The organism is Bacillus cereus group sp. MYBK5-2, from assembly GCF_051915685.1.
Classification (GTDB): Bacteria; Bacillota; Bacilli; order Bacillales; family Bacillaceae_G; genus Bacillus_A; species Bacillus_A cereus.
Genome location: NZ_JBQAFE010000002.1, coordinates 520,113 through 533,953 on the forward strand (window position 1 = coordinate 520,113; position 13,841 = coordinate 533,953).

Consider the following 13,841-nt stretch of genomic DNA (forward strand, 5'->3'; position numbering starts at 1 on the left):
AAAAATAAGGTACACTAGTTTATGATTTTAGTTGAAAATCGTTTGACGTTAATGCATACGGGGGAAAGATTGATGAACAACAATACAACAAATGAATCAGTTGAAGAAATTGATCAAAAACGAGTAAGATCAAAAAAACGTTATACAAATTGGAAGTTTATCGCAGTGGGTATTGGTGTAATTGCACTTCTTATTGGGGGAATGAGTTATTATCAGGCAACTCACTTCAATTCGAATGTTACAATTAATGACACAAAAGTTGGTGGTCTGAGCGCTGATCAGGCAATACAGAAATTAAAGACATCTGGACTAGCAAACAAAGTCTATGTTGATCAACAACAAATTTTAGATGAAAAAGATACAAAAACGGAACTTACGGAAAAAGATTTGCCTCAAGTTAAGAAACTATTAAAAAGTCAGTGGACATTTTTCCCTTCCTCAAAGGGAGAAAATTATTCATTGCTACCAGAGAAGGCAGATCAGTATCGTAGTGAAACGATGAAAAAACTTGTAGAAGAAGCGCTCATCTCTATGAATGAAAAATTAAAAGCGCCTCAAGATGCTATGGCGAAGCTAGAACAAGGGAAAATTGTTATTTCGAAAAGTGTGGAAGGAAAACAGTATGATGTTACTAGTCTACTGAAAGATTATGATAAGCAAAAATATAAAAGCGAAATTCATCTGAAGTCTGCATACATAAAACCTATTAAAGAAGACGATCCGATTGTCAAAAAAGAGGAGAAAGCACTACAGAATCTTCTTGGGCAGTCTGTTGAGTATAAAGTGCAGGATGAAGTTTATCCTTTAAAAGCGAAAGATTTAATTCAAAATGCCTCTATGTCAAAGGATATGAAAGTTACAATTGATGCGAGTGATATTAAGAAGAAAATTACTGAAATTAATAATGCCAAATCAACATTAAATAAAGATTTCTCATTTAAAACGCATTCCGGTTCAGTCATATCAGTAAAAGGACAAGGATACGGCTGGGCACTAGATGTTGAAAAAGAAACTAAACAAGTTCAACAAGCCTTTGAGAAAGGCGAAAAGTCGCTTTCTGCTTCTAATATTCACGGAAATGGTTGGGAGAAGGAAGGTATCGGTTATAAAACAACATCGAATAATGGCATCGGAGACACGTATGCAGAAGTTTCAATTGCAGAGCAACAAATTTGGATTTACAAAGATGGAAAATTAGTTGTTACAACAAATGTAGTAACTGGTAAACATAGTACTGGTGAAGATACATCACCAGGTGTGTGGTACGTCCTCTATAAACGAACACCATATACGCTAAGAGGTAACGCAGTAGGAAAAGCTGATTATGCGGTTAAAGTAGATTACTGGGTTCCATTCACAAATAGTGGTCAAGGATTCCACGATGCCGGCTGGCGAAAAGACTGGGGAAATAATGCTTATTTAACAGGAGGATCAGGTGGATGTGTGAACCTTCTTCCTAATGTTGCAAAAACTGTATATGATAGTTTGAACACGTATGATCCAGTTATCGTGTATTAAAAAATAGCTACGTATCAAGAAATAAACAAAACAGGAAATCTTACCTGATGGTATATGAAAAAACACCTCTTGCATTCGCATACTAAGTGTGCAAATGTAATGGAGGTGTTTTTGTTTGAATACAAAAGTGTATTGTTAATAAGAAACAAAGTAGGAAGAGATTAAGAATAAGTATTCAAATAGTCAATAAAATTGACAATGAATATCATTTTCACTTAATATAGAATCGTTGCATTTAATTAGACATGAATTTTTTGTTAATATAATAGAGTTCTATTAAGTTGTCACATTTAAGAACTATCATTAAATCTTTTAAGAATTTAAACGTAGGAAAGGGTAATATAAAATGAACTGGAAAAAAGGCGGGTTATGGGTTATTATTTTTTTCGTTGTAAAAGGCACGATTTCTACACTTTTAATCGTTACAGGTGCTAAATATTTTGATTTATCATTTATGCAACTTATCTTATTAATTCTGACCTTATTAGTGATTTCTCTAATAAGTCGAAAATTGCTGTATAGACATAAACAAAACAAAAAGCAAAAAGAGCTAAATATATAAGGAAGCCCCAGAGACCGTTGGATTTCTGGGGTTTTATTTCGATAGTGTTTTCATGCTTATACGTTACCATTTGAAAATGTGGAAAATCTTCATACTTCTACAATCTATATAAATGGCTCAAGCTTCACATCTTATGAATTCCTTGAAGCGCTAAACCTAAGCAAAATAATGAACTATCCTATAGAAGAAAGTTGAGGGAGCTAATCGCATATGTTTTATTGAAAGGATGTGATTGAATTATGGAACGGCCGAATTGGGGAATTGGAGGATTAGTATTCGTTGGCTGTATGTTTCTTGGTGGAGGAGTGGGATCTATGTTAGGTAATGCCCAAACTGGATGGCTAATAGGAATGGGCATTGGATTTCTTGGGATGGCTTTAACGAGACTGTTCAGAAAATAATGTAACTGAGATTCTTCTTCTGGTAAATAAGGAAATATGTAAGTAATTCATGGCATAAGAGTTCTATAAATTATAGTTAGAATCTTCTCTTTTGTATTTGTCTTTTCTAAATTTCTCCATACATAGATACGATTCTCAAGTCGGAGGATAGCACCTTAGGGTGTCTTTTTTATGCTTTTTAAAAATGTCTTACCATATAATAGCTGAGTTTTGCTTTCAGTCTCCGATGCCCATTAAACATAAAATGAAAATTCCGCACCATTTAAACTCTGATAACAATTCATACGATCAAGAATAATTGAGTTAATAGCTTTCGGTAGATTGTCATCATTTTTTTATAATACATTAGATTCATTACCGTTTCAGACCTATGTATTCATTCATAACCTAACAGTAAAAGGGGGGATGATTAAAGGTATGGCAGTTAATGAGGAATCAATTTGTCAACAGTTTGCAAGAATTATCGGTGGACAAGAAGGATTCGCCGGTGGGAAATGCGTGGCAACAATAAACAGGGATGAAATACGAGCAACAATCTTGGGAAAACGTTTTAGAGTAACAACTTCCTTTTCATTCGAATCACGAGACAATAAAACTGGACGGGCATTATGCCTAGGCCGAGTAGCACTCTTACAAAAAGAAGTCACTGAATTTGTGGCGACAATTATTAAACAAGGAATAATTGTTTCGTCTATACACAATGAGTGGTTATGTGATGATCCAAATTTGATTTACGTTAATATCGAAGACGTTGATGATCCACTAAATTTTGCAAGAAAAGTGAGAAGAGCATTGTGCAATTAACAAATTTTTTTAGTTAATGGATTGATTACGTTAAATAGAAGATTTCAGCGTGTTGAATGTTATAGTTGTAAAATAGATTTAAGTGGATGGGTTTATAAAATGAAAGAAGGCATTCCGTATTTGGAATGTCTTTTTTATGTTTTTGTTGCTCATGAGGGTGGTTAACTGATTATATGCTGTTTATCTTGCAATAGCAAGAACTGGACGAGGTATCTTTAAAGGTATTTGACTATTTGTAGATACCATATTTTATCAAATGTTATTAGCATATCATAAAACGACAGGGGAGAAATCGCCAGAGAAATACGTCAAATTAGTCATTCCTTCTATAATCTAAGGGGGCGATTTTGTTTTCGAAAAATAATAGGTAAATCATTTGACAATTAAAATAATCTACTTTATTATATGTGCCATAGCATATATATGATGAAACAAATACATTCATTGTGAATGATTGACTGGTATGCTATATCCTTTCATATCTTAATTTATAGAGGTGGTATATGAACTTACATGATTTAATAGGCTATCTTGTTCATCGTACTGATGTGAAAATGACCAATTATTTTACGAAGAAATTAAAGCCGTATGGAGTTACGCCAGAGCAGTGGGGGATTATTAGTGTTCTTTGTAGCCAAAGGAGCACTACTCAAAAAGAGTTGGCGGAAGCTATTGATAAAGATCAAACTACTGTTGTTAGAATGATACAGTCAATGGAGAGAAAAGGGATTGTAAAGAAGGCTTTGAATGACCAAGATAGGCGTTCACATAACCTTTTTTTAACTGAAAAAGGTGACGAGTTAAAGAAAACAATCTTGCCTGTAGTGAAAGACGCTCACCATTTCGTTACGAGTAATTTGAGCGAGGAAGAAATTAAAGTATTACAATCGTTATTAAACAAATTGTATGATACACACTATTAATATTTGTTCCTTATTGATGCTATGCTATTCATAAGGAACAAACTTTGTTTTAGGTATTATATATGCTACAGCATATAATTTCGTTTGGACGAATGGGAAGATAACTTTATTTTGTATCATATCTGATTCAGGTTCACTTTTTTGCCTAGTACCAGTCAAATTTCCGCATTATATATGCTATAGCATGTAATTTTCGGCCCTTTAATATGGAAAAGGGTAATGTAAATGGAAGCGACTTCCATACAGGTAATCTCAGGAAATAGGATAAAGGTAGTGACTATTATCTGAACAATACTGAGTTTTTATCAAATAATAAGAAAGGTGTGATTACTATTTTAATTTTCATCAATATTGTAAAAGTAGTGTTGTTTCTGTTCTTTTTAATGACAGGAACGAAAATTATATCCGGGAAAATGGCAGATGAGTTCAAACGATTTGGTTTACCTTCGTTTTTTAATTTCTTAACTGGAGCTTTTGAGATTGTAGGAGCGATTGGAATGTTGATAGGAATTTGGATTTCAACAGTAGCTTTATGGGCAGGATTGTTATTAGGCGGTACGATGCTTGCAGCTGCATTAACGCTAATTGTATTAGCGAGAGATCCCTTTAAGAAAGCGATACCTGCACTTGTTTTGTTTGTCCTTAGTTTAGGGATAAGTTTGTATCACATTTTTTAAAAATAACCGAAAACTATTAAATTTTCACTTTATGCGTTCAAGTTACTATCATTATGTGATTATTTTACAAATAGGGGGATTCTCAAATTAGTGCTTGAATAATAATAGCAATACGAATTTAGACATTACGATCATTCGGATCATAATCAGTAAAAGAATGGCAAGAATTTTATATTAAAAATAGGAGTGAGTGAAAATGGCATATTTATTACAAGTTGATTTTCCGTTTGAGGGTCCTTTTGGTGAAGAAATGGAAAAAGGATTTTGGGATTTAGCAAATAGTATTAACGAAGAAGAAGGATTCCACTGGAAAATATGGACTGAGAATAAAGAAACAAAAGAAGCTGGAGGCATTTATGTATTTGAAGAAAAACAAGATGCTGAAAAATACGCGGAAATGCACAAGAGCAGACTTGAAGCAGCTGGTGTAAAAGATATTAGAGTGAAAATTTTTAACATCAATGAAAAGTTAACTAAGTTGAATCGTGGGTATATTAAATAATTTCGAAAGTCGGAGCAAGCGTAAAAAGGAGGGGGATAATCCCCTTCTTTTTTTAATTCTTAAATTGATGGTGAGGGGACTCTTACAAAAAAATCTTTGCAAAATTTGTGAAAGAAAAAGAGAGATAAAGGTATTTTAACCTTATCTCTCTTTTTCTATATTCATTTATTTTCAGGTAAGGAGTTGATTAGTTATTACTATTTATAAGAACGTGAAGAAGTGTTGATGCCAGTTGGAACTGTTGTAAAGGTTGAGGGGGGCATCCAAGGAAATAGCAGAGATGTGTATGATGATTTGGCGCAGGGGTATGAATCCATCTTCTATGAAATTGTGGGATTATATAAGCATTTATTATCCTGGAGATTTTAAAATAAAATTTACCTAATTATAGAAGTGATTTGAACGTAAGGAAATTGTAAGAAATGCATAAGAAAAAAGAAATTTTTATTATGTAGGATACAAATATAGAGAAGCACAAAAGAGGGAGGATAAATAGGGTTTATTTATACGAAAACCAAACTAGTAACAAGCGCATTCTAAATAAAAAATCATTTATGGTACTAACATACATGTGAAAAAGAGAGGTTTTACCGTTTGTTACAACAGTAGGGATAAAGCCAGAATAGTAGTTTATGTGATGTTTGTAATTGAACAAATAAAAGATGAAATTAATCATTTATCTAAGGAGGCATTTTTTTATGGAAAATAAATTATCTGGGGTGTTAGCCGCTACTTTGGCCCTAACGATGAGCTTGCCAACAGGAGCGATAGCGTCTTCTAGCAGTAAGGCTCCGGTTGTATCTAGCCAAGAAGTTGCTAGTAAAGATTTGGAGAAGATTGCTGCAGAGAACGCTGAACTACTCACGAAGTCCTATGAGACGACTAGCGTGCAGTATGCGCTGATTGATAATGGTAAACTTATTTTGTCGGGGCAGACAGGCAAGAACGACATAGAAGGGAAAGAACCATTAACTAAAGATACTCTATACGGAATTGGTTCAACCAGTAAAGTATATACAGCAGCGGCTGTTATGAAACTAGTAGACGAAGGAAAAGTTGATTTGGATGCTCCTGTTACTGGCTATATTCCTGAGTTCAAAATGAAAGATAAACGATATAAACGCATTACACCGCGTATGCTGTTGAATCACTCCTCAGGTTTGCAAGGTTCGACGTTCAATAATGCATTTTTATTTAAAGATAATGATGCTTATGCCCATGATATCTTGTTGCAACAATTGTCCAACCAAAACTTGAAGGCAGACCCTGGCGCGTTTTCAGTATACTGTAATGACGGTTTTACGCTGGCTGAGATCTTGGTAGAAAGAGTCAGCGGTATGAGTTTTACTGAATTTCTACATCAAAAGTTTACAGAGCCATTAAAACTGAATCAAACGATAACATCGCAAGACAAATGGGAAGACGAAAAGCGGGCTGGACAGTATTCTCCGACATACCAGGGACAGCTTCCAAGTGAAATGGTAAATGTGATTGGTACGGGAGGAATCTCCTCTACTGCAGAAGATGTGGTGCGATTCTCACAAATATTTATGGGACAGGGAAAAGAAATTCTCTCTAATAAAGCAATCAAGGCGATGGAACAAGAAGAATATAAAAAAGGAATGTGGCCAGGAGATAGCGGAAATATGTTCAACTATGGTCTTGGCTGGGATAGTGTGAAACTATACCCATTCAGTGAATATGGGATAAAAGCGTTGACTAAGGGTGGGGATACGATGCTGCAACATGCTACATTGGTCGTGCTTCCAGAACAGAAGATGGCAGCAGCTGTATTGTCCTCCGGTGGGAGCAGCATGACAAATCAACTATTGGCAAATAAATTACTGCTAGCTAGGCTTAAAGAGAAAGGGGCAATTAAGGATATAAAACCAGATAAATCCTTCGGCAAGCCAGTCAAGGCTAAAGTGCCTCAAGATGTGGTAAAAAAAGCAGGATTGTATGGAAATATCCAAAGCCATTTCAAAATAGAGATTACGAAGAAGGGAGAACTGTTTTTACCAACTAAACCGGAAGAAAAATATGTATATACGGCGGATGGAAGCTTTATAAATGAAAAGGGTACTTCCAAGCTTAACTTCGTCACTGAGAAGAATGGAAAAGTTTATTTAAGAGAGAGCACATATGAATTATCACCGGGATTGGGGCAAAATGTGCTGACTCACTATTTAGCTCAGAAATTAGAAAACAATGTGTTACCGAAGAAAACAGCTGCTGCATGGGCGAAGCGCGAGGGCGGCAAGTTCTACCTTGTTAACGAAAAATTTAATTCTATAAATTATCTAGGACAACAAATACCTCTTAACACACAAATTACGATCAAGGATGGCTATTGGGACGGCAAAAAAATTACAGGTCCGAATACGGCGACGCATCAAATTCAGATTCCTGTGATGAATGGGAGGGATACGAAGGAAGCTCATTTCTATACAGAGAATGGTACTGAATATATGGAGATGGCCAGCTTTTTATACGTCAGTGAATCTAACGTAAAATCCCTTGATGCAGGTCAATTATCGAAAGTTACACTGCAAAAAAATGGGCATGCGAAATGGTTTACGATTCCGCAAGAGGTAGCAGGGAAAACGATGAATGTGGAGTTGCCATCAGGAAGTTCATTCGCGGTGTATGATGGGAATGGAGTATGCGTCAATTTTAGCGTTGTTAGTAATAATAACAAAGTGAAACTACCAGAGAACGGAACAGTTGTATTTGCTGGCGCACCGAACTCCGAATTTACAGTCGCATTGAACTAGCTATAACTCGGGATAGACTTCAATAAAACAGTGCGACATGGAAAAGATATTTTATTTGTATCTTAAGTATTACCTTAAATGATATTACACTTAAATTTTTAGTTTAATAGTAATGGGATAGCACCACATGTCTACTAACCTAAGAAAATAAATCAAACCCATGTCCATCAAGCTAGTAAAAATAAATACCCCAAAAATAGTACAATTGACATTCTCAGAGTAAAAATGTAAAAAATTATTGTTTAGGGGCAGCGTAAAACATTAGTTTGATAGCGATATGGCGCTACTCATAAAAAAAAGAAATAGGATAGAATATCCTATTTCTTTTTATTGATATAATAAAATGTAAAGAATAAATCCAAAGTAATGATAATAATTAGAAGTAAAAAGTGTATAAGTGCATCAGTTTTTCCGTTTAGTAAAGACTTTACAAAGAAATCCCATTCTGTTTCATGGGGAGGTTCTATCCAATTTCGTTGCAGACCTAACACCATTCCATTTATGAAATAGAAAATGCTTAATAGAATCCTTCCAACAAATAAGGCAGCTGTTTTTATATTCCAATCCTTTATCTTGATTACATAAAGGATTGGGAATAGTATCAGTATCCAAAAAACAATAATAAAGACTGTATTTCCCATTCTCTCCTCCTAACAAAATGATTGTGTTTTTAATCTTGGTAAATTCTTAGGTTGGAGGTATGTTTCATTGTTACTGGTTAAAAACAAGGGCCAGAATTCCAGCTCCTTTTCTATCCCGCAAAATAAAGTTTCACTTTATCTCTCCGTTTCAAAAAACTCAATCCACTCTCCATCAAGGCCAGCGAAGAATATGTAACGTGTTCCATCTGGTAATGTTTCGATTTCTTCTCCTAGTAAAAAGGTTACTGCGTGTTTCTTTAGTCTTTCGATTTCATCTTCTAATGAATCTACCTTAAAGCAAATGTGATGTACTTTTCCTTCTGCTGGCAAGGAAGAATTGTAGCCTTCAATGAGTTCGAGTATCGTTTCCTTCGATTCTTCCACACCTAAAAAAGCGAGTTTTAAGTCTGGGTTCGGGTGCCCCATACGTTTAAGGAGCTGTAGGCCGACTACTTCTTCATAAAATGAGATAGATGCTTCTAAGTTTGCAACCATAAGTCCAACGTGTTCTATTCTTCTGACTGGCATGTAGATTCCTTCTTTCTGAAAATTATATACAATATATTATTGAAAATTAAGAAAATAAGCAAGATAAAAACCTTACAAATTTTAACGTGTTATATGGTATAGTGAGAAAGTATGTTTGGGGAGAAGGAAGGAGATTATACGATGAATACAACTACTCAAACTCCTTCATTATCGGAAACGATGAAAGAGTGGCATTATGCATTAGCGTATGAAATTAAACATTGGAAAACGATAGGTGGTAGTAAAATTTCTATCATGAACGGTCGTTTTTTATATACAGATTATGAAAGTACAGTATACGTATTTCAGCTTATTTCGGAAGTAAGCTTACCTGAAGGTTCACCCATTCGAATTGAGTTCGATGGTGAGGAAGCGACAGGGGAAGTATTATCTATACATGGATTAGAAATAGAGCTGAAATTAAATGATTATATACAAGGTGAAATAAGAGAAGCGGTTTTATATAGTGAACCGTGGCAATTGTTAGAGCAACTGCAAGAGCGATTGAAAGAAGCACGTAAAGATAAGCTGAAACGTAATCGTATAAAGCGTCTTGTTGATGGGACGAGCAGTCCGAAACATATTGAGAAGATGAAAAATCCGAAAAATGAACTGGCATATCGCGCGTTTTACAATCCGACAACGTACGTATGGGGACCACCTGGAACAGGGAAGTCTTACAATTTATCACGTATTATTTCGGCTCATTATCAAAAGGGAAAATCGGTACTTGTGTTAGCTCATAGTAATGCGGCAGTAGACGTATTAATGAGTGAAGTAACGAAGCAAATTGAGAAGAAAAAGAAATGGACGCCTGGCGAAATTGTTCGTTACGGTTATAGTCAACATGAACATATACGAAATCATGAAACGTTACTTGCATCTAAGTTAGTTGAAACGACGAACGAATCATGGGGTGAGGAAAGACTCTATTTAGAAGAGACACGCCAAGAGCTTCGTGAAAAAATCTTATCGTATAAGGCAACGTCCTCTGATAAGAAGCGTATGCAGGAGATTGAAAGTGATCTTCGAAAGCAAAAGGCTAAAATTAAAGAAGTAGAAAAAGAATATATTGAAAATGCGAAAGTAATCGGCGCAACTTTATCGAAATGTGCCATTGATGCGCTAATTTATGAGCGTACATTTGATTTAGTTGTCGTAGATGAGGTGAGTATGGCGTTCGTTCCGCAAATTGCATTAGCTGCTTCACTTGGGAAACGTATCGTCGTTTGCGGTGACTTTTTACAGTTACCTCCAATTGCGATGGCAAATCATGAAATTGTTCGCAAATGGCTTGGGGAAGATATGTTTTACCATGCTGGGATTGTTGAGTCTGTTAATAAATCAGAAGCACACCCAAACCTATTTATGTTGCAGGAACAAAGACGTATGCATGCGGATATATCGAAGTTTACGAATTCGTTTATTTATAAAAATAGAGTATACGATCATCCGTCTGTTTCAGAGCGTAAAGAACTTGCGCAATTGCAGCCGTTTGCAAATGAAGCGAGTGTTTTATTTGATACGAGCCAAATGGGAGCTTTTTCGTTAAAAGATGCTGCTTCTGGTTCACGTTTTAACATTATGTCTGGTTTAGTAGCAATGCAAATGATGTTAATCGGATTGTTAGACGGTGTTCAATCAATTGGTATTGTGACACCTTACAGGGCGCAGTCACGCTTTTTATCGACGTGTATGAGAGAAATGTTGCAGAGAACGAAATATCAAAACATACCAGTTTTAGCGGCGACAGTTCATAAGTTCCAAGGTTCTGAAAGAGATATGATGATTTTTGATACGGTTGACAGTTATCCGCAAGAACGACCTGGCGTATTATTCTTTGATCACAAAAACCATCGCCTCGTCAATGTAGCAGTGACAAGGGCGAGAGGGAAGTTCATTCAATTATCAGATTGCCATTATATGCGTAAAAACCTTTCGAGAAAACAAGCGTTATCACAATTAACAGCTCATATAGAACGTCACGGAAATGTGTATGATCGCACGACATCAAGACAATTGTGGGAACGAAAAATATCGAAACGTTTACGCTGGTTTATGGAAATGAATCTTGAGGAAACGAAAGGGCTATTAAAAGATATTTTAGCAGCAAAACGAAAAATTATTATTTCACTTCCAAGTACAAAACAAGTGGATAAGCGAGTATGGCAAGCGTTAATGCGTACAAATGCGCAAATAACAGTGTATAGTGACGGACCAGTTCCACTGAAAAATGTAAAGTTACAAAGACAAAATAAAGCATTCCCGTTCCTAGTAATCGATGATGAAATCTTCTGGGCAGGCGCACCGCTTACATCTCAAATGATGTTTGAAGGTAGTACGGAATTTCCGTACGTATGTGCAAGACTGCAAGCACCTGAGACAATTGGTGTATTAAAAGGATTTTTAGATATTCGGTAAATTCGGATAGGAATTCCTTGACTTTTACTTGGAATGAACTTAGAATAAAAAATAATTTAATATAATTTTATGAAAATTCTTATCACGAGAGGTGGAGGGACTGGCCCTATGATACCTCGGCAGCGGATTCGTTATGAATACTGTGCCAATTCCAGCAAGGTAACTTGAAAGATAAGAAAGAAGCTCATTTTGACTGTATATACAGAAGCCTCTTTCTATCTTTTAGAAAGAGGCTTTTTTACGTGAAAATAAAAGGAGGAAGAACAATGGGAGCGACAGGAGTAGCGTCACAAAGAAAAACAATTGAAGAGAGTATCGAAAGAAATAAGGAAAAGTACATAGAAACAAGTCATGATATTCATGCGAATCCGGAGATTGGAAACCAAGAGTTTTACGCATCAAGAACGTTAAGTTTATTACTAGGTAGTGCAGGGTTTCAGTTGCAGCACAATATAGCTGGACATGAAACGGGATTTATCGCGCGAAAAAGCTCTGGAAAACAAGGACCGGCAATTGCATTTTTAGCGGAGTACGACGCTTTACCAGGACTCGGTCATGCGTGTGGTCACAATTTAATCGGCACAATTAGTGTTGCAGCAGCAATTGCATTATCAGAAACACTTGAAGAAATTGGCGGAGAAGTTGTCGTGTTTGGTACGCCAGCAGAAGAAGGAGGGCCAAATGGTAGCGCGAAATCAAGTTATGTAAAGGCAGGTTTATTTAAAGACATTGATGCGGCGCTTATGATTCATCCGAGCGGAAAAACAGCGACAACGAGTCCTTCACTAGCAGTCGATCCACTTGATTTTCATTTTTACGGAAAAACAGCTCACGCTGCAGCTTCGCCAGAAGAAGGGATTAACGCATTAGATGCGATTATTCAGCTCTATAACGGTATTAATGCACTTCGCCAACAACTTCCGTCAGACGTGAGAATTCATGGCGTCATTACAGAAGGAGGAAAAGCACCTAACATTATTCCTGACTACGCTGCAGCAAGGTTCTTCATCCGTGCAGCAACGCGAAAAAGATGTGCAGAAGTAACAGAAAAAGTAAAAAATATTGCTGAGGGAGCAGCGTTAGCAACAGGTGCAAAAGTAAAAATCCATCAATTCCAAAATGAAATCGATGAATTACTCGTAACAAAAACATATAACGATATTGTAGCGGAAGAACTAGAACTATTAGGTGAAGATGTAAATCGTAAAGAAAGAGTAGGAATCGGTTCAACCGACGCAGGAAACGTAAGTCAAGTCGTACCGACAATTCATCCGTACATTAAAATCGGACCAGATGATTTAATTGCACATACGAATGAATTTAGAGAAGCAGCACGTTCAGAACTTGGAGATAAAGCATTAATTACATCGGCAAAAGCATTAGCAAATACGGCGTATCGATTAATTACGGAAGAAGGGTTGTTAGAGAAGGTGAAGGAGGAGTTTAGAGAGGCGCAGAGGAATCAAGGGTAAGGGGATTAAGGTACTTTTTTCGAATAGCAATCTAAATAATAAGTAGAGATATAAAAAAGAACATTGAAAATCAATGTTCTTTTTTTGTTACTAATCATTAATTTTGTTGGATTTTCTCATAAAGGAAAAGCTTTTACTGTTAGCGGAGGATAATACGTATCCTTTATTAGAATGACAATTTCTCCTCAAACTCACTCTTTAAAACAATTAAAGGAGATGACAAGCCAAATTGCATTAAAGAGTCTAAAAATGTAGCGAGAGAATCCATCGAATCGCTCATGACCTTCATCATATAATTAAATTCCCCACTAATTCGAAATAAATCTGTTACTTCAGGAGCTGCATTACAATACTGGATAAAATCAGAGCATTGGCTCGTTTTAAACATGATGAATGCTTGAATGTTTTTATTAATTTTTGCAGGCTCAAATTTCGTTCGGTAAGCCGCTATAACTCCTTGATCTTCAAGCTTGTTAATACGTTCTTTTACAGCAGGTTGCGTCATGGATATAATTCGTCCTATTTCTGAAACAGAAATTCTCGCATTTTCATACAACAAGTTCATAATTTTATGATCGATTTCATCCAGTTTTACGGCGTTTTGCATTGTGTAGCCTC

Annotated in this window: 14 protein-coding genes and 1 riboswitch; of the genes, 11 read left to right on the plus strand and 3 right to left on the minus strand. The window is 35.9% G+C overall.

Annotated elements, in window-relative coordinates:
* The first annotated feature begins 72 nt into the window (after positions 1-72).
* The 9 genes from ACTFP3_RS10950 (at position 73) to ACTFP3_RS10990 (ending at position 8,161) form a co-directional block, all read left to right on the plus strand.
* On the plus strand, positions 73-1,518 hold the full coding sequence (locus tag ACTFP3_RS10950; protein ID WP_440010418.1) for a L,D-transpeptidase family protein: 1,446 nt from the start codon (positions 73-75) through the stop codon (positions 1,516-1,518).
* A 346-nt stretch (positions 1,519-1,864) separates the two neighbouring features.
* Positions 1,865-2,080: a hypothetical protein gene (locus tag ACTFP3_RS10955; RefSeq protein WP_001104104.1), complete on the plus strand. Its 216-nt coding sequence runs from the start codon at positions 1,865-1,867 to the stop codon at positions 2,078-2,080.
* Between the two features lie 239 nt (positions 2,081-2,319).
* Positions 2,320-2,481 (plus strand): hypothetical protein, encoded by a 162-nt coding sequence (locus ACTFP3_RS10960; RefSeq protein ID WP_000441009.1) that lies wholly within the window; start codon positions 2,320-2,322, stop codon positions 2,479-2,481.
* A 417-nt stretch (positions 2,482-2,898) separates the two neighbouring features.
* Complete coding sequence (locus ACTFP3_RS10965) at positions 2,899-3,285, plus strand: DUF1259 domain-containing protein (protein ID WP_002204749.1); 387 nt, start codon at positions 2,899-2,901, stop codon at positions 3,283-3,285.
* Between the two features lie 503 nt (positions 3,286-3,788).
* Complete coding sequence (locus ACTFP3_RS10970; RefSeq protein WP_001048563.1) at positions 3,789-4,208, plus strand: MarR family winged helix-turn-helix transcriptional regulator; 420 nt, start codon at positions 3,789-3,791, stop codon at positions 4,206-4,208.
* A 326-nt stretch (positions 4,209-4,534) separates the two neighbouring features.
* Complete coding sequence (locus ACTFP3_RS10975) at positions 4,535-4,885, plus strand: DoxX family protein (RefSeq protein ID WP_033685496.1); 351 nt, start codon at positions 4,535-4,537, stop codon at positions 4,883-4,885.
* A gap of 196 nt (positions 4,886-5,081) precedes the next feature.
* Positions 5,082-5,387 (plus strand): monooxygenase, encoded by a 306-nt coding sequence (locus ACTFP3_RS10980; RefSeq protein WP_006922748.1) that lies wholly within the window; start codon positions 5,082-5,084, stop codon positions 5,385-5,387.
* Positions 5,388-5,612: 225 nt separating this feature from the next.
* Positions 5,613-5,756 carry a hypothetical protein gene (locus ACTFP3_RS10985; RefSeq protein WP_440010423.1) on the plus strand — a complete coding sequence of 48 codons (144 nt, stop codon included), beginning with the start codon at positions 5,613-5,615 and terminating at the stop codon, positions 5,754-5,756.
* Positions 5,757-6,085: 329 nt separating this feature from the next.
* On the plus strand, positions 6,086-8,161 hold the full coding sequence (locus tag ACTFP3_RS10990; protein WP_049108421.1) for a serine hydrolase domain-containing protein: 2,076 nt from the start codon (positions 6,086-6,088) through the stop codon (positions 8,159-8,161).
* Between the two features lie 317 nt (positions 8,162-8,478).
* Here ACTFP3_RS10990 and ACTFP3_RS10995 read toward each other — a convergent pair whose 3' ends face one another.
* Together ACTFP3_RS10995 and ACTFP3_RS11000 are read right to left on the minus strand one after the other, a co-directional pair.
* Entirely contained in the window at positions 8,479-8,802 is a 324-nt protein-coding gene (locus ACTFP3_RS10995) for a hypothetical protein (protein WP_016122820.1), read from the minus strand.
* 135 nt (positions 8,803-8,937) lie between these two features.
* A complete protein-coding gene (locus ACTFP3_RS11000; protein ID WP_113303066.1) occupies positions 8,938-9,330 on the minus strand; it encodes a VOC family protein in 393 nt (130 codons plus the stop codon).
* 111 nt (positions 9,331-9,441) lie between these two features.
* Here ACTFP3_RS11000 and ACTFP3_RS11005 point away from each other — a divergent pair, with 111 nt between their 5' ends.
* Together ACTFP3_RS11005 and ACTFP3_RS11010 are read left to right on the plus strand one after the other, a co-directional pair.
* Positions 9,442-11,751, plus strand: a complete 2,310-nt coding sequence (locus ACTFP3_RS11005) for an AAA domain-containing protein (RefSeq protein WP_326036962.1) — start codon at positions 9,442-9,444, stop codon at positions 11,749-11,751.
* A 76-nt stretch (positions 11,752-11,827) separates the two neighbouring features.
* A riboswitch (SAM riboswitch) is annotated at positions 11,828-11,929 on the plus strand.
* Between the two features lie 88 nt (positions 11,930-12,017).
* Positions 12,018-13,223: a M20 family metallopeptidase gene (locus ACTFP3_RS11010; protein WP_086388342.1), complete on the plus strand. Its 1,206-nt coding sequence runs from the start codon at positions 12,018-12,020 to the stop codon at positions 13,221-13,223.
* A gap of 166 nt (positions 13,224-13,389) precedes the next feature.
* Here ACTFP3_RS11010 and ACTFP3_RS11015 read toward each other — a convergent pair whose 3' ends face one another.
* Entirely contained in the window at positions 13,390-13,830 is a 441-nt protein-coding gene (locus tag ACTFP3_RS11015) for an Lrp/AsnC family transcriptional regulator (RefSeq protein WP_001178564.1), read from the minus strand.
* Positions 13,831-13,841 lie beyond the last annotated feature (11 nt).